Raw genomic sequence first — 20,659 nt, forward strand, 5'->3', positions numbered from 1 at the left:
GTACTGCAGGGGGGACCCTGTGGGAGAGTAGGACGCCGCCGAACAATTCTTCAGCCTCAACCCCCGAACTCCGGTTCGGGGGTTGAGGCTTTTTTGCGTTGTGCCGGCGGCCCATCTCGAACAGCCTTTAGAGGCGCCCGGCGGCCTTGAGCGCGAGGTACGCGTCTGCCAGGGCGGGTGCGATGTCGGCCGGAGGGGCGTCCACGACGGTGATGCCGTGACGGACAAGGCGCTCGGCGACGCGCCGGCGTTCCGCGCGGGCCTGTTCGGCGGCGGCTGCCGCGTAGACCGCGTCGATGGTGCCGCGGCCCGCGGCCATGTCGTCGACCCGTGGGTCGGCGACAGAGGCGATGAGGACCTCGTGGCGGTGCGTGAGCTGCGGGAGGACCGGCAGGAGGCCTTCTTCCATGGGGGCGGCGTCCAGGCCGGTGAGGATCACCACCAGGGAGCGGTGCGAGGTCCGTTGAAGCACGGTCGAGACGAGCCCGCGCGCATCGGATTCGACGAGTTCGGCATCCAGCGGGGCCATGGCGTTGACGAAGGCGGGGAGCATGTCGCGGGCCGCGCGGCCGTGCACGGAGGCACGTACGCGACGGTCGTAGGCGAGGAGGTCCACGCGGTCGCCCGCGCGGCTCGCCAGCACTGCGAGGAGCAGAGCCGCGTCCATCGCGGCGTCCAGGCGGGGCGCGTCGCCCACGCGGCCCGCGGAGGTGCGTCCGGTGTCGAGGACGACGAGGATGTGGCGGTCGCGTTCGGGTCGCCAGGTGCGGACGGCGACGGTCGACCGGCGGGCGGTGGCCCGCCAGTCGATGGAGCGGGTGTCGTCGCTCGGGATGTACTCGCGCAGCGAGTCGAACTCTGTTCCCTGTCCCCGGATGAGGACGGACGTGCGGCCGTCGAGCTCCCGCAGCCGTGCGAGGCGGGACGGTAGGTGTTTGCGGCTGTGGAAAGGCGGCAGCACACGGACGGTCCAGGGCACGTGGTGCGAGCCCTGGCGGGCCGCCAGACCGAGGGGGCCGGAGGAGCGGACGGTGACGCGTTCCGCGTGCCGGTCACCACGACGGGTGGGGTGGAGGACGGTGGTGAGGCGGCGACGCTCGCCGGCGGGGATCGTCAGTTCGTGCCGTGAGTACGTGACCTCGGTTCCGGGGCGCCAGCTGCTCGGCGGCCAGGCGTCGCGCAACGCGGCACGGAGCGGTCGACGACCCGGATTGGTCACGGTGAGCGTGACCTCCGCGACCTCGTCGAGTCGAACTGATGTATCACCGGTTCGGGTGAAATGGAGCTTTCGTACTGGCGCGGCGAGGGCGAGGTCGCACAGAATTCCGAAGAGAAGGACGCCTTCGACGAGCAGGATGCCGTTCCAGCCAGGGAGGAGCACCCCCACGACGAGGGCGCCGATCGCGGCGAGGAGGGCGGTGCGTCCGGTCAATGACATCGATCGGCCTGTCGGCTCAGCGGGGCACGGGGACGTGGGCGAGGACCGAGGTGATGACCGAGTCGGGGGTCGTGCCCTCCATCTCGGCCTCGGGCCGCAGTTGGATCCGGTGCCGGAGGGTGGGCAGTGCCAGGGCCTTCACGTCGTCGGGTGTGACGTAGTCGCGGCCGGTGAGCCAGGCCCAGGCCCTGGCGGTGGCGAGGAGAGCGGTGGCTCCGCGGGGGGAGACACCGAGAGCGAGTGAGGGGGATTCACGGGTGGCGCGGCAGATATCGACGATGTAGGCGGTGATGTCGGGGGAGACCGACGTCTTGGCGACCGCGGCGCGGGCGGCGTCGAGGTCGGCGGGACCGGCGACGGGCCGGATGCCGGCGGAGTCCAGGTCGCGGGGGGTGAAGCCCTCGGCATGCCGGGTGAGGACGTCGATCTCCGTCTCGCGGGAGGGGAGGGGCAGCACGAGCTTGAGCAGGAAGCGGTCCAGCTGGGCTTCCGGAAGCGGATAGGTGCCCTCGTACTCGACCGGGTTCTGCGTCGCCGCGACCAGAAAGGGTTCCGGGAGGGGACGTGGGGTGCCGTCGACCGTCACTTGGCGCTCCTCCATCGCCTCCAGGAGGGAGGCCTGGGTCTTGGGAGGCGTGCGGTTGATTTCGTCGGCGAGGAGGAGGTTGGTGAAGACGGGGCCCGCTTGGAAGGAGAACTCGGCCGTCCGGGCGTCGTAGATGAGGGAGCCGGTGATGTCTCCGGGCATCAGGTCTGGGGTGAACTGGACGCGTTTGGTCTCCAGCTGCAGCGACGCGGCCAGTGTCCGAACCAGCAGCGTCTTGGCGACGCCGGGCACACCTTCGAGCAGGACGTGCCCGCGGCACAGCAGGGCCACCACCAGGCCGGTGACTGCCGGGTCCTGGCCGACGACGGCCTTGGCGATTTCGGTGCGCAGTGCCTCCAGGGAGGCGCGGGCGCTGTCGGCGGTGGGAGCGGCGCTCACGGGATTGCTTTCCTCTCGTTGCGCAGGATGCGGCGTTCGAGTGCGTCGAGGTCGTCGGCGAGGCGCAGCAGGGCGGCGTCGTCGGCCGGGGGAGGGCCGTGCAGCGTGATGTGCGGATCCGTGGAGGGATCGTCGAGGCGTGCGGCGACCGCGGAGGCGAGGGTACCCGGGTCGTGGACCTGGGACGGCGGGATACCGAGGAGGGGAGCCAGCCGGTCCCGGGTCGCGGTGCGCAGTGCTTCGGCGGCGCGGGCGCGGGCGTTGCCGCGGCGGTAGAGACGCGCCCGCCCCTCGGTGGCCTCCGCGGCCCTCACGGTCGCGGGCAGGCGCTCGGCAACGATCGGGCCGAGCCGGCGGGCGCGCCAGAGCGCGGCGAGCCCGGCGGCGATGAGGAGCTGGAGGAAAGCCCAGTTCCAGCCGTCGGGGATGAGGTCGAGGAAGCTTTGTTGGCCGCCGTCGAACGCGGCCGCGTCGTCGAGAGAGGGGAGGTACCAGACGAGTCGCGGGTGGGCACCGAGGAGCTGCAGGGCGAGCGAGGCATTGCCCTGGTCGTCGAGGTTCTCGTTCTGCAGGAGTGTGTGGGTTCCGAGGACGACGACGTCACCGTCCGCCGTCGGAAGGCGCAGGAGGGTGGGGTTGCCCGCGCCGGTGCGGTAGCACCCGTCGGCTCCTTCGGCGGTGGTCGTGTAGGCGGTGCCGCCGAGATCGGCGTCGCCCGCGCGGACCGCGGCGGGCAGGTCGCATCCGGCCCTGCGGGTCTGGACGGCGGTGGGGCCCGCGTAGTGGACCCCGGGGGCGAGTACGCCGAGGGAGGAGTCACTCGGGTCGAGCAGGACGGTGCGGCCACCGCCGGACTGCACCGTGGCCCGGTGCAGGCGAAGCTGCTGACGTGGCGTCAGTAGGTCGGGGACGGTGACGAGGAGGGTGGTGTCGGGGGTGACGGCGGCAGCGGCATCGTCGGTGGTGGTGACGACCTTGGTCGTGACGCCTCGGTGTTCGAGGAGTTGCGCCAAGGCCCGGCTTCCTGCCGGGTCGGGAGAACGGGGGTCCAGTGCTTGGTGGTTCTGACCGGATTGCAGAAGGGCGTAGAGGACGCCGAAGAACACCAGGGCGAGGCCCGCGGCCAGTAGGGCGCGCCAGCCGGTCCAGAGCTGATGTGCCGTAGGGGACACGGAAGTCGTGGCGGGAGCCGGCGTCGCGGCCGGGGCGGTGGTCACGGGCGGGCGCCCCCGGACGCCCCGGCTGGGGTCGCGGCGAAGTCGGGCTTGGTGCGCCCCACTTGGGTGTCCAGGTCGCGGAGGGCCGTGTAGGCCTCGGGGCTGCCCTGCCGGTTGCCGTAGGTGACGTCGTCGAAGCTGCGGGCGGCGTCGCGCAGCGCCGCGGCGTGGGCGGGCAGGTGGCGGCCGGCGTCGGCCACGGCCTCGTCGGCGGTGCGGCCAGGGCGTGGATCGATGACTGCGCGTTCCTCCAGGGAGCGCACGATCGCCCGCATCCGTTCCTGGACGGCCTCGGTCCAGACGCCGTTGCGGGCGTGCTCCTCGGCCGCGGCCCGGTGTTCCGCGGCGGTGCGCGGGCCCTTGGTGAACAGGCCGCCGCCCGGGGCCGGCTGGGAGCGCAGTGCGCCGAGCCGCAGTCGGAGGACGACGGCCAGCACGATGACGAGCACGATCACCGTGACCAGGCCGACGGTGCCTCCGGGGGCGGCCCCGGAGGCACTGTCCATCAGGTCGGAGAACTTCCGCCACAGCCACTCCAGGGCGCGCTGGAGGAGGCTGGGGTCGTTCTGGTGGTAGACGGCCTTGGACAGTTCGTCCTCGGCCGCCTCACGAGCCGGAACGCGCGGGATCGTGACCGGTACGTCCCCCGACACCGGCGTCAGGCCCCGGTGGCCGGACTCGCGCCGGGCGTACCGGTCGGCTCTCCGTATCCGGTGACGCCTGCGGCGCGGGCCAGGTCGATGTCGAGGGCCTCGCGCCGGATGCGCTGGTCCATGTAGAGCAGGGCGGTCACGCCCGCGCTGATCGGGAAGGTGATGGTGGATCCGATGACGGCGCCGATGCCGACGACGATCAGGTAGGACCAGCCGAGGCCGGCGGAGTTGCCCGAGGTGAAGGCGGACAGACCGTCGCCGCTGACGGCCAGGCCCACGAGCAGGAAGGGGATCTGGATGATCGACGTGATGAGGTAGACGAGCAGCGAGGAGAGCAACTGGATCCCCAGGACCCGCCACCACGAGCCGCGCACCAACTTGGCGGAGCGCGCCATCGACTTGACCACGCCCTGCTTCTCCAGCATCAGCGCGGGAGAGGCGAGGCTGAACCGGATCATCAGCCACACGACGACGACCAGCGCCGCCAGACCGCCGAACAGGGCGAGGCTGAGTCCGGCTCCGACGGAGCCGCCGACCGCCAGTGCCACCCCGGGGCCGATGCCGACGGTCAGGATGCCCACCGCTATGAGGGCGATCAGGAGGGTCAACCCGAGCAGCCGGGCGAACTGGGGCCGGGCGTCGGACCAGGCCTCGCCTGTGGTGACCTGGCGGCCCAGCACGGCCCTGCTGATCACCATGGTGAGCATCGCGGTGGCGATCACCACGCCGAGCAGCGTGATGATCAGGGTGAGTCCGGCGCCCGCGAGGCTGCCGCCGACGGCGTCCGCGACGTCGTTGAGGCTCGGTTCGGGGTTGTTCTCCAGGGCGTTGAGGCTGCTGTTGTCGTTGAGGGCCAGACCCTGCAGGAGCACCGAGGCGCCCTGGGTCACCAAGGAGACCACCAGGGCGATGCCGAGCACCGTCCGCCAGTGCGCGCGCATGGTGGAGACCGCCCCGTCCAGGATCTCGCCCACGCCCAGCGGCCGCAGCGGGATGACGCCGGGCTTGGGGGAGGGCGGGAGACCCCACTGGGGCGGCTTCCAGCCGGACTGTGCGGTGCCGCCCCAGGTGGGGGGCGGGGGCGGGTTGCCCCACCCTCCGCTTCCGGCGGCCTGCCACTGGCCGGCCGGAGGCTGCTGCTGGGTCCAGTTCGGGGGCGCAGAATCCTGCGGCGTGTCGGGGCCGTTCGTGTGCCCCGGCTCGTCGGAGGGGGAGGATCCGGGCGAGGCCCAGCCCGGAGAGTCGTTCATCATCGCTCCTTCGTTACTGCGCTACCCGATCGTTCAACGCCGGGACGGTGGCAATCGTGCCATGGGGTAAGTGGCCTTGTACCCGCGGATGCGGTGCACCGCAACCGTTCAAAACGTGCTGCCGTTCACGGCAGACTGGGCAGATGGGTGATCAGTACGTGGTATCTCTGGCCAACGAAACCAAGGGGAACCCCGACGAACCGCTCCCGGCGCTGCGCTGGGAGGAGCCGCCGGAAGGGCCCGTCCTCGTCCTGCTCGACCAGACACGCCTCCCGGCGGAGGAAGTTGAACTGGTCTGCACCGATGTGCCCGCACTCGTCGAGGCGATCCGCGGCCTCGCCGTGCGCGGGGCGCCGCTGCTCGGCATAGCGGGCGCCTACGGTGTGGCGCTCGCAGCCGTACGCGGCTACGACGTCGACGACGCCGCTGAAACGCTCGCGCACGCCCGACCCACCGCCGTCAACCTGGCCTACGGCGTCAAGCGCGCCGTGGCCGCCTACCGCGCCGCCCTCACCGGCGAGGCGCACGGCGACCCCGACCGCGCCGCGGCCGCCGCCCTCGCCGAAGCCCGCCGTCTGCACGCCGAGGACGCCGAGGCCAGCACCGCCATGGGCCGCAACGGCCTCCAACTGCTCTCCGAGCTCCTGCCCGGCGGTGGGTACCAGATCCTCACGCACTGCAACTCCGGAGCCCTCGTCTCCGGCGGCGAGGGCACGGCCTTCGCCGTCGCCCTCGCCGCCCACCGCCGCGGCCAACTGCGCCGGCTGTGGGTCGACGAGACCCGCCCGCTGCTCCAGGGCGCCCGGCTCACCGCCTACGAGGCCGCCCGCACCGGCATGGCGTACACACTGCTCACCGACAACGCCGCCGGTTCCCTCTTCGCCGCCGGGGAGGTGCACGCCGTCCTCGTCGGCGCGGACCGCATCGCCGCCGACGGGTCCGTCGCCAACAAGGTCGGCACCTACCCGCTCGCCGTCCTGGCCCGCTACCACAACGTGCCCTTCGTCGTTGTGGCCCCCACCACCACCGTCGATCTGGACACCCCGGACGGGGCGTCCGTCGAGATCGAGCAGCGCCCCGGCCACGAGGTCACCGACGCGGCCGGAGTCGCCATGGCTCCGTTGGGCACCCAGGCGTACAACCCCGCGTTCGACATCACGCCACCGGGCCTGATCACGGCGATGGTCACCGAGAACGGGGTGATCTCGCCGGTCACCGCGGATGCCCTGGCGGCACTGTGCTCGCCTCGTGCTCCAGGTCACGACCAGGCGCGGGGATGATCCCGGCCTGAAGCAAGGTGACGGCCCCCTGACCCGTGCGGACGCACGGGTCAGGGGGCCGTGCCATTGACCTGCGACCGCGTCCGTCGGCCGGCTCTCCCGCGCAGGCTGGTACTGGCAGTCCGTGGAAAACGAAGGCACTGGCTGCCACGGCCGCCGGCCCGTCCACTGGTCTGGAGTGAGGAGGCCGGCCACCGGCTCGATCCCCGTCGTCGAGCACCCGTGAAGGAGTCACCATGAGCACCGACCAGAAGATCGCCGTCATCACCGGGGCCAACCGCGGCCTGGGACGCGCCAGTGCCCTGCACCTGGCCGCGAGCGGCGTCGACGTCGTGATCACGTACCGGAACAACCGGGCCGAGGCGGAGGACGTCGTGGCGGCCGTCGAGGGTCTGGGCCGGTCCGCGGCCGCCCTGCGTCTGGACACCGGCGCCGTGAGCTCCTTCGCGGACTTCGCCGGGCAGCTGGCCGGCGAGCTCACGTCCCGCTGGGACCGGACCGGACGACCTTCGACTACCTTCTCAACAACGCCGGCCACGACCTGACGGCGTCCTTCGCGGAGACCACCGAGAAGGACTTCGACGCCCTGGTCGACGTCCATCTCAAGGGCGCCTTCTTCCTCACCCAGACCCTGCTGCCGCAGCTCGCCGACGGCGGCGCCGTCGTGAACGTCTCCACCGGACTGACCCGCATCATCGCCCCCGGCCACGCCGCCTACGGCGCGATCAAGGGCGCGGTCGAGGTCCTCACCCGCTACCTGGCCAAGGAGCTCGGCGGACGCGGTATCCGCGTCAACACGATCGCCCCCGGAGCGACCGCCACCGACTTCGGCGGCGGTGGCATGAAGCACAACGAGCAGGTACGGGCGCGCGTCAGCTCGCAGGTCGCCCTCGGCCGCATGGGCGAGCCCGACGACATCGGCGCGGCACTCGCCGCGCTGCTCTCGGACGCGAACCGGTGGGTCACGGCACAGCGCATCGAGATCTCCGGCGGCCAGAGCCTGTGACACCGGCCCGAACCGGCCTGAACCGCCCCGAAGTGACCTTCGTCAGAGAACAGGGTCATACGACCCGTCGCGCAGCTCGCCATGAACCTGGCAGGGTGTTCACTGTCCGGAACCAGGTGTCCGGAGCCGGTACGCGGGAATGACCTCGACGGCCCCCGACATGCCAGGTCAACGGCAGATGTCAGTGGATGGAGATCACGGCGGAGTGACGACGAACACCATGGTCAAAGCTATCGATGCGAAAATGGGATGATGGTCGCTATGAAGGGACGCGTCCTGGTCGTCGACGACGACACCGCACTGGCAGAGATGCTTGGCATCGTGCTGCGCGGCGAAGGTTTTGAGCCGTCGTTCGTGGCCGACGGTGACAAGGCCCTTGCCGCTTTCCGTGAGACCAAGCCGGATCTGGTTCTCCTCGACCTCATGCTCCCCGGGCGCGACGGCATCGACGTGTGCCGTCAGATCCGGGCCGAGTCCGGGGTGCCCATCGTCATGCTCACCGCGAAGAGCGACACCGTCGACGTGGTGGTGGGACTGGAGTCCGGCGCCGACGACTACGTGATCAAGCCGTTCAAGCCCAAGGAGCTCGTCGCCCGCGTGCGAGCCCGGCTGCGCAGGGCGGAGGAGCCGACGCCCGAACAGCTCACCATCGGTGACCTCGTCATCGACGTCGCCGGGCACTCGGTCAAGCGGGACGGGCAGCCGATCGCGCTGACCCCCCTGGAGTTCGACCTCCTGGTCGCGCTCGCCCGCAAGCCGTGGCAGGTCTTCACCCGCGAGGTCCTCCTCGAGCAGGTCTGGGGCTACCGGCACGCGGCCGACACCCGGCTGGTCAACGTCCACGTCCAGCGGCTGCGCTCCAAGGTCGAACGCGACCCGGAGCGCCCGGAGATCGTGGTGACCGTCCGCGGCGTCGGCTACAAGGCCGGACCGGGCTGATATGGCGACCTCGTACGAGCGTGAGCGGCAGGAGAGCCGGCACGCGGACCCGCTCACGGGCCTGCTGCCGGTGCTCCGCTCGTGCGTGCGCTGGGCCCGGCGGCCGCTCCAGCCCGCCACCCGGCTGTGGCGGCGCAACATCCAGCTGCGCGTCGTCGCCACCACCCTCCTGATGTCGCTGGGCGTAGTGCTGCTCCTCGGCGTGGTCGTCATCGGCCAGGTCAAGAACGGGCTGCTCGACGCCAAGCGGCAGACCGCGCAGAGCCAGGCCGTCGGCGGCTTCGCCGTGGCCAAGGAGAAGGCCCGCAACGTCACCGACAGCGGCGACACCGGCACCGACGGGCGCAGCCAGACCGACACCGCGACCTGGCTCAACAACCTCGTCGAACAGCTCGCCAGCGGCGGCCAGGGCGTCTACTCCGTCGTCGCCCTCAGCTCCAACGCCGAGCAGCAGATGACCTACAGCACCCAGGCCGACAGCCCCGGCACCCACGGTCCCCGCGGCTCCGGCGGGGTGTGGCCCGAGGAGAGCGTGCCCGCCGACCTGCGGCAGTCCCTCGACGGCACGCTGGAGGTCTACGAGCGCTACACCTCGATGAAGAGCGACAGCGTCCCCCAGGGGGAGCCCGCCCTGATCGTCGGACAGCGCCTCAACGACCCCAACGGCAAGCCCTACCAGCTGTACTACCTCTTCCCCTTCGACCAGGAGGAGAAGACCCTCGGCCTGGTCAAGGGCACCCTCGCCACGGCCGGCATCTTCGTCGTCGTGCTGCTCGGCGCCATCGCCTGGCTCGTCGTGCGCCAGGTCGTCACCCCCGTGCGCATGGCCGCCCAGATCTCCGAACGGCTGGCCGCCGGCCACCTGCAGGAACGCATGAAGGTCACCGGCGAGGACGACATCGCCCGCCTCGGCGAGTCGTTCAACAAGATGGCCCAGACGCTCCAGGTCAAGATCCAGCAGCTGGAGGACCTGTCGCGGATGCAGCGCCGCTTCGTCTCGGACGTCTCCCACGAACTGCGCACCCCGCTGACCACGGTCCGCATGGCCGCCGACGTCATCCACGAGGCCCGCGGGGAATTCGACCCGGCGACGTCCCGCTCCGCCGAACTGCTGCAGAACCAGCTGGACCGGTTCGAGTCGATGCTCTCCGACCTGCTGGAGATCAGCCGCTTCGACGCCGGTGCCGCGGCCCTGGAGGCCGAGCCGATAGACCTGCGCGACGTCGTGCGCCGGGTCGTCGACGGCGCCGAGCCGCTCGCCGAGCGCAAGGGCAGCCGCATCGTCGTCCACGGCGACGAGCAGCCCGTGACCGTCGAGGCCGACGCCCGGCGCGTCGAGCGCGTCCTGCGCAACCTCGTCGTCAACGCCGTCGAGCACGGCGAGGGCCGCGACGTCCACGTCCGCATGGCGTCCGCCGGCGGCGCCGTCGCCGTGGCGGTCCGCGACTACGGCGTCGGCCTCAAGCCCGGCGAGGCCACCCGCGTCTTCAACCGCTTCTGGCGCGCCGACCCCGCGCGCGCCCGCACCACCGGCGGCACCGGCCTCGGCCTGTCCATCGCACTCGAGGACGCCCGGCTGCACGGCGGCTGGCTGCAGGCCTGGGGAGAACCGGGCGGCGGCTCGCAGTTCCGGCTGACCCTGCCCCGCACCGGCGCCGACAGCCTGCGCGGCTCCCCGATCGCCCTGGAACCCGAGGACTCCCGCCGCAACCGCGAGCTGAACGCGGGCACGGCCCACCGCACCATGCCCGCCGGCGCCACCGCGCTCGGCGCGGCCCTCGAAGGCGCGGCGGTCCAGCCGCACACCCCGGCCCTGCACGGCGTGCCGGTGTCGCGGTTCGCCGCGCCCGCCATCCCCAACATGCCGCTCAGCCCTCCCCGGCCCCCCGCCGCCGACCCCGCCGCGCTGCCCGGCAACGGCGCCCGCGTCGTCGGCCACCGCGCCGGCAGCGGCACGGCCACCCACACCACCACGGACCAGGCGCGGGAGGACGAGAGCTGATGCGCGCGAAGGGGGGCGGCCGACCGCGGCCGGTCAAGGCGGGCATGCTCCTGGGCTGCCTCCTCGTGCTGCTCACGGGCTGCGCCTCCATGCCCGACAGCGGCGAGGTGCACCGGGTCGGCGGCGAGCAGCACGCCGACAGCGACCCCCAGGTACGCGTCTACGGGGTGAAACCGCAGAAGGGCGAGACGCCCCGGGAGATCGTCAGCGGATTCCTGGAGGCGACCACCAGCGACGAGGCGAAGTACGACACCGCCAAGCTCTACATGACCAAGGAGCAGGCCCAGCGGTGGAAGCCGGACTCCGGCATCACCATCCTCGCCGACGGCCCCACCCAGGTGCAGGAGCCGGGATCCGCGGGCGACGGCAAGGCCGACGACGGTACCCAGATCAGCCTCACCGGTGAGAAGGTCGCCGCCGTCGACGCCCGGCACGCGTACCGCGCGGACGAGGGCACCTTCAGCACCGGCATCAGGCTGACCAAGGAGAACGGCGAATGGCGCATCGCCGGCGTCGCCGACGGGCTCGTGCTGAGCGAGGCCGACTTCACCCGCTTCTACCGCTCGGTGGACACCTACTACTTCGCCTCCCTGGGTCCTGATGCACTCGCCGAGGGAAAGCGCCGCGAGGCCCTGGTCGCCGACCCGCTGTACCTGCGCAAGCGCATCAACCCACTGGGCGCCACCGTCGACGCCCTGCTGGCCGGGCCCACCGAATGGCTCGAACCCGTCGTGGAATCGGCCTTCGCCAGCGGCATCCGCGCCACCAGGGTCACCCTCGACGACACCCAGCGCCTCACTGTCCGGCTCAACCGCGCGCCCGGCGACAGCCTCCGCTGCCGGCGGATGGCCGCCCAGCTCATCCAGACCGTGCAGGGCATGTCCTCCAGCCCCCTGCCGTCCGTGGACGTGCAGGGCCCGGGCAACCGCACCGCCTGCTCCCTGCAGCGCGAGCAGGCCGCCCGGGACTACGCCCCGGAGGGGCTGGCCGGGCAGGGCAACGAGCAGTACTTCGTCGACGCCGACCACCACCTCGTCAGCCTCAGCGGCGACGGAACCCAGCCCATGACCGTGCCCGGACCCTTCGGATCGGGGCCGCTCAAGCTGGGCACCGTCGCGGTGCGGCGCGATGAGCAGTCCGCCGCCGGGGTCACCGAGGACGGCGCCAACCTCTACGTGGCCCCGCTCGACGCCGGCGGCGAACTCGGGCCGGTCGTGGCCCACAGCCAGGCCGCCGACAAGAAGAACCGGCTCAGCGCCCCCAGCTGGGACGGCTACGGCGGCCTGTGGGTCGCCGACCGGGACCCGAACCGTCCCCAGCTGCTCATGTTCCGCAACGGCGCCGGCACGGCCGTCGACGTCACGGTGCCGGAACTCGGCAACGGGCGCATCGAGTCGCTGCGCGTGGCCGCCGACGGTGTCCGTATCGCCCTGCTGGTGAGCGAGGACAAGCACACCACGCTGCGGCTCGGCCGCATCGAGCGCACCGGGCCCTCCGACGACCCGCAGATCGCCGTCGCCGACCTGCGCCGGGTGACCCCGCAGCTGGAGGACGTCATAGCGGCCTCCTGGGCCGGGGTGAGCCGCCTCGTGGTCGTGGGCCGGGAGACCGGGGGCGTGCCCCAGATCCAGTACGTCGACGCGGACGGCTCGGCCTCCTTCACCCCGAGCCTGCCCGGCATCAGCGGCGTGAAGTCGGTGGCCGCGTCCGAGAACCAGGACAAGCCGCTGCTCGCGGAACTGGACGGCGGCATCTTCCGGCTGCCCCCGGACGCGAACTGGAAGGAAGTCACCCCCAAGGGCACCGCGCCGGTCTATCCGGGCTGAGTCTGCCCGGTGCCCGGTGCCCGGCGCCCGGTGCCCGGCGCCCGGTGCCGGACACCGGACGTCGGGCCGTCGGGCGCCGCTCCCACGAGGCCTTTTCCGGGCTGTCCCGGCCTCCTGCGAAGCTTTACCCACAGGAGTTATCCACAGGCCTGTGGAAGACCCTGGTGGATGTCGCCCCCACCCGGCATCGTTGAGTCATGCGAGGCCTACGGGGATGGTGGCGCGAGATCGCCGGGCTGGTGCTGCCGGGGGAGTGCGCGGGGTGCGGTGCGCCGCGCACCGGACTGTGTGAGGAGTGCGGGGCGACGCTGTACGAGCCGGGGGCGCGGCGCGTGTGGCCGGACCCGCCGCCCGCCGGGCTCCCGGAGGTGTGGGCCGCGGCCGTCTACGCCGACCAGCCGCGCGCCGTGCTGCTCGCGCACAAGGAGCGCGGTGCCCTCGGGCTGGCGCGCCCGCTGGGCGCGGCGCTGGCGGGCGCCATCTACGCGGCGGTCAGGGGAGGGGGTGGGGGTGGGGCCCCCGAAAGCGGGCCGCTGCTCCTCGTCCCCGTCCCCTCCTCCCGCCGCGCCGTCGCCGCCCGCGGTCACGACGCTACCCGCCGCATGGCCCGCGCCGCCGCCGCGGAACTGCGCCGGGACGGGCTCCCCGTGCGGGTCGCCGCGGTCCTGCGGCAGCGCCGCGCCGTAGCCGACCAAGCCGGCCTCGCCGCCGCTGACCGCCTCGCCAACCTCTCCGGCGCACTGGAAGCCGTACCGGGCGCCGCCGGACTGCTCGCACGCAGTGCCGCCGTCCTTGTGGACGACTTGATGACCACCGGTGCCTCCCTGGTGGCCGCCGCGCGGGCCGTCGAGTCGGCCGGCGGCCACGTCCTGGGCGCCGCCGTGATCGGCGGCCCGGCCCCGCTGCGCCGCCGAACGGAGTAGCGGGCCATCGCACGGGGGTGTCGCGCGGCGGGCCGCGGCACGGCACGGACGAGCGCCGCGGACAGCGCGCTCCGGTGTTCGGGAGAGGGCCCGCGTACCCCTCGCGCGCGGGTGGTCACCTCCGCGCGCCGGCAAACGGAACCCCCCGAGCACCGGCGATGTTGCAGGTTGCGCAACCGCTCTTTCACCCGAACGGAGGTATAGCCCCGCTGGGGGTGCCGACCGTGGTGCTCCGGGTCTATGTTCGGTTGTGAGGGACGGAGCCGCCCGCGGTGGCCCGCCGTTCCGCGGACCGCGGGTTGTGGTTCACCCACCGTTCAGTGGATGTTGATCTTTCTCCCGGGGGAGGAGGAGGTGAGAGTCGCGGCTTCGCCGCCCCGGAAGGCCTCCGGAGGTGCGCGGAGCGGCAACGAACGTCGACGCCGGGCGGGACCTGGTGCCCGCCGGCCTCAGCGCAAGGGATCCGTCCTGTGCGAACGGGGCGATCCGGGAACGGAGTTCTGCGTGGACATCGTCGTCAAGGGCCGCAAGACCGAGGTGCCCGAGCGGTTCCGGAAGCACGTGAGCGAGAAACTGGACAAGATCCAGAAGCTCGACGGCAAAGTGATCAGCCTCGAAGTCGAGGTGTCCAAGGAACCGAACCCCCGGCAGGCGGACCGCTCCGACCGGGTGGAGATCACTTTGCTCTCGCGTGGACCGGTGGTCCGGGCCGAGGCCGCCGCTACGGATCCGTATGCGGCGCTCGACCTCGCGGTGAGCAAGCTCGAGGCGCGACTGCGCAAGGCCGCCGACAAACGCAGGGTGCACCACCGCGGCGGGAGCCGCGCAACCCTGAGCGTCGCGGAGGCGACGGCCGTCCTGGCCGCCGAGGAGCCCAACGGCACCCGGCCCGCGGACGAGTCCGCCGCCGGCGTGCCCACCACCAAGATGGGTTCCCTGGAGGTCCAGGGCGAAGGCCCCCTGGTGGTGCGCGAGAAGACGCACGCGGCAGCACCGATGACGCTCGACCAGGCGCTCTATGAGATGGAACTGATCGGGCACGACTTCTATCTGTTCATCGACTCCGACACGGAACAACCGAGTGTCGTCTACCGGCGGCACGGCTACGACTACGGCGTCATCCACCTGAAGGCGGACCCGTCCGTCATGGTGGCGCCGTCCGGCGCGGGAGGAGCGCTGCGCCGGTGATGTGACGGTCTCGGGTGGCGCCCCTGGGCGGGAAACGACCTCCGCCCGGGGGCGTTGCCGTGCTGCGGCATGGAATCATGGCCGGGCAGCCGACTTTCGGGCCGCATCGCCCGGTTGGCCTGGCACGAACGTGCACAAAAGCGTGCGACGACCACGGGCTGCCGGCCCGAGGGGGAGGAACCGATGGCCGACAGCTTCGAGCCCGCGCCGTCCGGTGTGGCGGAACCCGCCGGCGGGGCCGCGCGGGACGCGGGCGCGAACGACGCGCACGGCACAGGTGGTGCGCCGCGAAGGGAGCCCATCAGGGTCCTCGTGGTGGACGACCACGCGCTCTTCCGGCGGGGCCTGGAGATCGTGCTCGCGCAGGAGGAGGACATCCAGGTCATCGGTGAGGCCGGGGACGGTGCGGAGGCGACGGAGAAGGCCGCCGACCTGCTCCCGGACATCGTGCTGATGGATGTGCGGATGCCGAAGCGGGGCGGGATCGAGGCGTGCACCTCCATCAAGGAGGTGGCGCCCAGCGCGAAGATCATCATGTTGACGATGAGCGACGAGGAGGCCGACCTCTACGAGGCGATCAAGGCCGGCGCCACCGGCTACCTCCTGAAGGAGATCTCCACGGACGAGGTCGCCACCGCGATCCGCGCGGTCGCCGACGGGCAGTCGCAGATCAGCCCGTCGATGGCGTCCAAGCTGCTCACCGAGTTCAAGTCGATGATCCAGCGCACCGACGAGCGCCGGCTCGTCCCGGCACCCCGGCTGACCGACCGTGAGCTGGAGGTGCTGAAGCTCGTCGCGACGGGGATGAACAACCGGGACATCGCGAAGGAACTCTTCATCAGCGAGAACACGGTGAAGAACCACGTGCGCAACATCCTGGAGAAGCTCCAACTGCACTCGCGCATGGAGGCCGTGGTGTACGCGATGCGGGAGAAGATCCTGGAGATCCGCTAGCGACGGGCCGACGGGCCGACGGGCCGACGGGCCGACCGCCCGACCGGTCGGCGGTCGACAGGGCGAAGACCGCCGGCGCGCGCCGCGGCCCCCGGGGTCACACCACCGCGGCCCGCAGCGCCGCGGCCAGCGCGGGGTCGTCCAACCGCTCGACGCGGACACTGTCGCAGCCGACCCAGTCGGCCGCTTCGCGCAGTGCTTGTGCCATGGGTTCCACGGCGCGCACGGAATCCAGGGTGACCTGACGGGCGATCAGGGTGCTGCCCTCGCGTGCCGGGTCGGCGCGCCCGACGAGCCGGCCGCCGGTCAGCAGCGGCATCGCGAAGTAGCCGTGGATGCGCTGCGGTTTGGGGACGTAGGCCTCCAGGCGGTGCGTGAAGCCGAAGATGCGCTCGGTGCGCGGCCGGTCCCAGATCAGGGAGTCGAAGGGCGACAGCAGGGTCGTGCGGTGCCGGCCGCCGCGCGAGAGCTCCGCCAGGGCCGCGGGGTCGGCCCACGCGGGCTTCCCCCAGCCCTCGACCTCGACCGGGACCAGACCGGTGTCGGCGATCACGGCGTCCACCTGCTCGCCCTTGACGCGGTGGTAGTCGGCGAGGTCGGCGCGGGTGGCGACGCCCATGGCCGCGCCGGCCTGGGCGACCAGCCGGCGCAGGCACTCGGCGTCGTCGATGTCGTCGTGGAACAGGGCGTCGGGGACGGCGCGTTCGGCGAGGTCGTAGACCCGCTTCCAGCCGCGCCGCTGGGCGCAGACCACATCACCGGTGTCGAGCAGCCACTCCACCGCGATCTTCGTCTCGGACCAGTCCCACCAGGGGCCGCCGTTCTTGGCGCCGCCGAGTTCGGTCGAGGTGAGCGGCCCGTCGGCCTTGAGCCGGTCCAGCACCGCGGCGACGGAGCGTTCGGCGTCCTGCAGCACGTGCCAGCGGTGGCCGCGGGCGCGGCGGGCCCGGCGCCGGAAGGCGAAGTGCGGCCATTCCTCGACGGGCAGGATGCACGCGGCGTGCGACCAGTACTCGAAAGCGTGGTTCTCGGTCCAGTACGCGGTCTCGACCGCGCTCCTGCCGACCGCGCCCAGCCGTGCGTACGGGATGAGTTCGTGCGAGCGCGCGAGGACGGAGATCGTGTCGAGCTGCACCGCGCCGAGCCGCCGCAATATGCCGCGCACGCCGCCGCGGCGCTCCGGGGCGCCGAGGAATCCTTGGGCGCGCAGTGCCATGCGGCGGGCCTCGTCGGCGGAGAGGGGCGCGGGCTTGTTCATGCGCCCCAGCGTAGAAGCAGGGTCCGACAGTCCTTCCCGGCGGCCCCGGTCCGCCCCGGCTCCAGGCGCCGCACCGTGGGGCGCGGGGTCACTCGCCCGGGTACGGCAGGTACGCCGTCGCGCCGCCCCTCCCGAGGTCGGAGGGGAGCAGTGAGCCGGTCCAGGCGTCCCGCCGGGTCCCTTGGTGGACGATCCGGGCGCGCAGGGTGCCCTCCATCCGGAAGCCCGCCTTGAGGGCGACCGCCCGGGAGCCGTGGTTGCCGGCCTCGGCGTACCACTCCAGTCGCTCGACGCCCAGGTCGGTCAGGGCCCAGCGGACCACGGCGGCGGCGGCCTCGGCGGTCAGGCCGCGGCCGCGGTGCTCCTTGGCGGTCCAGTAGCCGAGCTCGGCCTGGCGTTCCGCGCTGTGCAGTCGCTCCAGGCGCACCAGCCCCATGGCTCCCACGAGGCGCCCCTCGCCCCGGGTGACCACGGCGAAGTTGTAGACCAGGTCGTCGCGCCAGCCCTCGGTGCAGATGCGGCCGACGAAGTCCTCGGCGTGCTCGCGGGTGTACGGGGACGGCACCGAGGTCCAGCGCGGGATCTCGGGGTCCTGGCAGGCGGCGAGGACGGCGTCCGCGTCGTCCGGCCCGAAGGGGCGGAGCAGCAGGTGCTCGGTGGTGAGGGTTATCGGTTCCATGCGGCCTCCATGTGCGGGAGTATCCAGGAACGGGCGGTCGGTCACGACCGGATATCGCCTCTTGGATGTGGTGGTTCGCGGGTGAGAACCGCCCGGCTTGATGACGGACCTCCCGGCCTGCTGGGGTCCTCGCTTACGATGGCCGTTGCAGCGGGGTGTGACCTGCTGTGCCCAGCGCGAGAACCCGTGCCAGGCCCGACCGGCAAGGAGCCAGCCTACGTGTCCGTCCTCAACAAGATCCTGCGTGCAGGCGAAGGCAAGATCCTGCGCAAGCTGCACCGCATCGCGGACCAGGTCAATTCCATTGAAGAGGACTTCGTCAACCTGACGGACGCCGAGCTGCGGGCCCTCACGGACGAGTACAAGCAGCGCTACGCCGACGGCGAGAGCCTGGACGACCTGCTCCCCGAGGCGTTCGCCACCGTCCGCGAGGCCGCCAAGCGCGTCCTGGGGCAGCGCCACTACGACGTCCAGCTGATGGGCGGCGCCGCCCTGCACCTCGGCTACGTCGCCGAGATGCGCACCGGCGAAGGAAAGACCCTGGTCGGCACGCTGCCGACGTATCTGAACGCGCTGTCCGGCAAGGGCGTGCACCTGATCACCACCAACGACTACCTCGCCGAGCGCGACTCGGAGTGGATGGGCCGGGTGCACCGCTTCCTGGGCCTGAAGGTCGGCTGCATCCTGGCGAACATGAACCCGGGGCAGCGCCGGGAGCAGTACGCCTGCGACATCACGTACGGCACCAACAACGAGTTCGGTTTCGACTACCTGCGCGACAACATGGCGTGGTCGAAGGACGAACTGGTGCAACGCGGTCATTACTTCGCGGTGGTGGACGAGGTGGACTCGATCCTCATCGACGAGGCCCGTACCCCGCTGATCATCTCGGGCCCGGCGGACCAGGCCACCAAGTGGTACTCGGACTTCGCGCGCCTGGTCACCCGCCTGAAGCCGGGCGAGGCCGGCAGCATGGGCAAGGCGGAGACCGGTGACTACGACTTCGACGAGAAGAAGCGCACCGTCGCGATCCACGAGAGCGGCGTCTCGAAGGTCGAGGACTGGCTGGGCATCGACAACCTCTACGAGTCGGTGAACACCCCGCTGGTGGGCTACCTGAACAACGCCATCAAGGCCAAGGAGCTCTACAAGAAGGACAAGGACTACGTCGTCATGGACGGCGAAGTCATGATCGTCGACGAGCACACCGGCCGTATCCTCGCCGGCCGCCGCTACAACGAGGGCATGCACCAGGCGATCGAGGCGAAGGAGGGGGTGGAGATCAAGGACGAGAACCAGACGCTCGCCACGATCACCCTCCAGAACTTCTTCCGCCTCTACGACAAGCTCTCCGGCATGACCGGTACGGCGATGACCGAGGCCGCCGAGTTCCACCAGATCTACAAGCTCGGCGTGGTCCCGATCCCGACGAACCGCCCCGTGAGCCGTCAGGACCGCGCGGACCTGATCTACCGCACGGAGGAGGCGAAGTTCGCGGCGGTCGTCGAGGACATCGTCGAGAAGCACGAGAAGGGCCAGCCGGTCCTGGTCGGCACGACCTCGGTGGAGAAGTCCGAGTACCTGTCGCAGCAGCTGAACAAGCGTGGCGTCCCGCACGAGGTGCTCAACGCCAAGCAGCACGAGCGTGAGGCGTCGATCGTCGCGCAGGCGGGCCGCAAGGGCGCCGTCACGGTGGCCACCAACATGGCCGGCCGCGGTACCGACATCAAGCTCGGCGGCAACCCCGACGACCTCGCCGAGGCGGAGCTGCGCCAGCGCGGCCTGGACCCGGTGGAGCACGTCGAGGAGTGGGCGCAGGCCCTGCCGGAGGCGCTGGAGCGCGCCGAGGCGGCGGTCAAGGCCGAGTTCGAGGAGGTCAAGGAGCTCGGCGGCCTCTATGTGCTGGGCACCGAGCGCCACGAGTCGCGGCGCATCGACAACCAGCTGCGCGGTCGCAGCGGCCGTCAGGGCGACCCGGGCGAGTCCCGCTTCTACCTCTCGCTCGGTGACGACCTGATGCGCCTGTTCAAGGCGCAGATGGTGGAGCGCGTCATGGCGATGGCGAACGTGCCGGACGACGTGCCGATCGAGAACAAGATGGTCACCCGTGCCATCGCCTCCGCCCAGTCGCAGGTCGAGCAGCAGAACTTCGAGATCCGCAAGAACGTCCTGAAGTACGACGAGGTGCTCAACCGGCAGCGCGAGGTCATCTACGGCGAGCGCCGCCGCGTCCTGGAGGGCGAGGACCTGCACGAGCAGGTGCGTCACTTCATGGACGACACGATCGACGACTACATCGCGATCGAGACCGCCGAGGGCTTCGCCGAGGACTGGGACCTGGACCGGCTGTGGGGCGCCTTCAAGCAGCTCTACCCGATCACGGTGACCGTCGAGGACCTCGAGGACGCCGCCGGGGACCGGGCGGGCATCACCGCGGACTTCATCGCGGAGATGGTCAAGGACGACATCCACGAGCAGTACGACGCGCGGGAGAAGCAGCTCGGCTCGGAGATCATGCGCGAGCTGGAGCGGCGCGTGGTGCTGTCGGTGCTGGACCGCAAGTGGCGTGAGCACCTGTACGAGATGGACTACCTGCAGGAGGGCATCGGCCTGCGGGCGATGGCGCAGCGCGACCCGCTGGTGGAGTACCAGCGCGAGGGCTACGACATGTTCAAGGCCATGATGGACGGCATCAAGGAGGAGTCCGTCGGCTACCTGTTCAACCTGGAGGTCCAGGTCGAGCAGCAGGTCGAGGAGGTGCCGGTGGACGCCGGTGCCGAGGACGCGGTGCCGACGCTGGTCAAGCAGGACGCCCGTCCGGAGATCCGCGCCAAGGGCCTGGAGGCCCCGAAGCGGGCGGACCGGCTGCACTTCTCCGCCCCGACCGTCGACGGCGAGGGCGGCGTCGTGCAGGGCGAGTTCGACAACGGTGACGGCGACGTCCCCGAGTCGGACGGCCTGACCCGGGCGGAGCGCCGCCGCGCGGCCAAGGGCGGCCGGCGCCGCAAGAAGTAGGCGGCGACCGCGGAGCACATCCGCGGTGTCGCGCGCGGCCGGGGCC

At 71.7% G+C, this 20,659-nt stretch carries 17 protein-coding genes; 10 read left to right on the forward strand and 7 right to left on the reverse strand.

Annotation, left to right across the window (positions count from 1 at the left end; translation table 11 throughout):
* Positions 1 to 127: 127 nt before the first annotated feature.
* Genes PV364_RS38895 through PV364_RS38915 form a run of 5 tightly spaced genes read right to left on the reverse strand, consistent with a single transcriptional unit; the run spans position 128 to position 5,543 of the window.
* On the reverse strand, positions 128 to 1,438 hold the full coding sequence (locus PV364_RS38895) for a DUF58 domain-containing protein (RefSeq protein WP_319665668.1): 1,311 nt from the start codon (positions 1,436 to 1,438) through the stop codon (positions 128 to 130).
* A 16-nt stretch (positions 1,439 to 1,454) separates the two neighbouring features.
* Positions 1,455 to 2,423: a MoxR family ATPase gene (locus tag PV364_RS38900; RefSeq protein ID WP_319665669.1), complete on the reverse strand. Its 969-nt coding sequence runs from the start codon at positions 2,421 to 2,423 to the stop codon at positions 1,455 to 1,457.
* A complete protein-coding gene (locus PV364_RS38905) occupies positions 2,420 to 3,595 on the reverse strand; it encodes a DUF4350 domain-containing protein (RefSeq protein WP_319665670.1) in 1,176 nt (391 codons plus the stop codon). The genes PV364_RS38900 and PV364_RS38905 overlap by 4 nt, the downstream gene beginning before the upstream one ends.
* Positions 3,596 to 3,636: 41 nt before the next feature.
* Positions 3,637 to 4,293 carry a DUF4129 domain-containing protein gene (locus tag PV364_RS38910; protein WP_319665671.1) on the reverse strand — a complete coding sequence of 219 codons (657 nt, stop codon included), beginning with the start codon at positions 4,291 to 4,293 and terminating at the stop codon, positions 3,637 to 3,639.
* 5 nt (positions 4,294 to 4,298) lie between these two features.
* Positions 4,299 to 5,543, reverse strand: coding sequence for a glycerophosphoryl diester phosphodiesterase membrane domain-containing protein (locus PV364_RS38915; RefSeq protein WP_319665672.1), 1,245 nt, complete (start codon positions 5,541 to 5,543; stop codon positions 4,299 to 4,301).
* A 143-nt stretch (positions 5,544 to 5,686) separates the two neighbouring features.
* Between PV364_RS38915 and mtnA the strand changes: the two genes are divergently transcribed.
* The 9 genes from mtnA (at position 5,687) to PV364_RS38960 (ending at position 15,661) form a co-directional block, all read left to right on the forward strand.
* On the forward strand, positions 5,687 to 6,823 hold the full coding sequence (mtnA, locus tag PV364_RS38920; protein WP_319665673.1) for an S-methyl-5-thioribose-1-phosphate isomerase: 1,137 nt from the start codon (positions 5,687 to 5,689) through the stop codon (positions 6,821 to 6,823).
* 236 nt (positions 6,824 to 7,059) lie between these two features.
* Entirely contained in the window at positions 7,060 to 7,368 is a 309-nt protein-coding gene (locus PV364_RS38925) for an SDR family NAD(P)-dependent oxidoreductase (protein WP_319665674.1), read from the forward strand.
* A complete protein-coding gene (locus PV364_RS38930) occupies positions 7,365 to 7,829 on the forward strand; it encodes an SDR family NAD(P)-dependent oxidoreductase (RefSeq protein WP_319665695.1) in 465 nt (154 codons plus the stop codon). The genes PV364_RS38925 and PV364_RS38930 overlap by 4 nt, the downstream gene beginning before the upstream one ends.
* A 249-nt stretch (positions 7,830 to 8,078) precedes the next feature.
* Positions 8,079 to 8,768 (forward strand): two-component system response regulator MtrA, encoded by a 690-nt coding sequence (mtrA, locus tag PV364_RS38935; RefSeq protein WP_078620260.1) that lies wholly within the window; start codon positions 8,079 to 8,081, stop codon positions 8,766 to 8,768.
* Position 8,769: 1 nt separating this feature from the next.
* Positions 8,770 to 10,770, forward strand: coding sequence for an MtrAB system histidine kinase MtrB (gene mtrB / locus PV364_RS38940; RefSeq protein ID WP_319665675.1), 2,001 nt, complete (start codon positions 8,770 to 8,772; stop codon positions 10,768 to 10,770).
* Positions 10,770 to 12,596 (forward strand): LpqB family beta-propeller domain-containing protein, encoded by a 1,827-nt coding sequence (locus PV364_RS38945; RefSeq protein ID WP_319665676.1) that lies wholly within the window; start codon positions 10,770 to 10,772, stop codon positions 12,594 to 12,596. Before mtrB ends, PV364_RS38945 begins: the two co-directional genes overlap by 1 nt.
* 197 nt (positions 12,597 to 12,793) lie before the next feature.
* A complete protein-coding gene (locus tag PV364_RS38950; protein ID WP_319665677.1) occupies positions 12,794 to 13,519 on the forward strand; it encodes a ComF family protein in 726 nt (241 codons plus the stop codon).
* Between the two features lie 504 nt (positions 13,520 to 14,023).
* Positions 14,024 to 14,707: a ribosome hibernation-promoting factor, HPF/YfiA family gene (gene hpf, locus PV364_RS38955; RefSeq protein WP_401979470.1), complete on the forward strand. Its 684-nt coding sequence runs from the start codon at positions 14,024 to 14,026 to the stop codon at positions 14,705 to 14,707.
* Between the two features lie 183 nt (positions 14,708 to 14,890).
* The gene (locus PV364_RS38960; protein ID WP_401979472.1) at positions 14,891 to 15,661 is read left to right on the forward strand and encodes a response regulator; all 771 of its coding nucleotides are present in this window, start codon (positions 14,891 to 14,893) and stop codon (positions 15,659 to 15,661) included.
* Between the two features lie 97 nt (positions 15,662 to 15,758).
* Here the strand turns inward: PV364_RS38960 and PV364_RS38965 are convergent, their stop codons facing one another.
* Both PV364_RS38965 and PV364_RS38970 read right to left on the reverse strand, forming a co-directional pair.
* The gene (locus tag PV364_RS38965) at positions 15,759 to 16,919 is read right to left on the reverse strand and encodes a winged helix-turn-helix domain-containing protein (protein WP_319665678.1); all 1,161 of its coding nucleotides are present in this window, start codon (positions 16,917 to 16,919) and stop codon (positions 15,759 to 15,761) included.
* Between the two features lie 88 nt (positions 16,920 to 17,007).
* Complete coding sequence (locus tag PV364_RS38970) at positions 17,008 to 17,598, reverse strand: GNAT family N-acetyltransferase (RefSeq protein WP_319665679.1); 591 nt, start codon at positions 17,596 to 17,598, stop codon at positions 17,008 to 17,010.
* A gap of 219 nt (positions 17,599 to 17,817) precedes the next feature.
* Here PV364_RS38970 and secA point away from each other — a divergent pair, with 219 nt between their 5' ends.
* Positions 17,818 to 20,613, forward strand: a complete 2,796-nt coding sequence (gene secA, locus PV364_RS38975; protein WP_319665680.1) for a preprotein translocase subunit SecA — start codon at positions 17,818 to 17,820, stop codon at positions 20,611 to 20,613.
* The last annotated feature ends 46 nt before the right edge of the window (positions 20,614 to 20,659 follow it).

The sequence above is a fragment of the Streptomyces sp. MI02-7b genome (assembly GCF_033793585.1).
Lineage (GTDB): Bacteria > Actinomycetota > Actinomycetes > Streptomycetales > Streptomycetaceae > Actinacidiphila.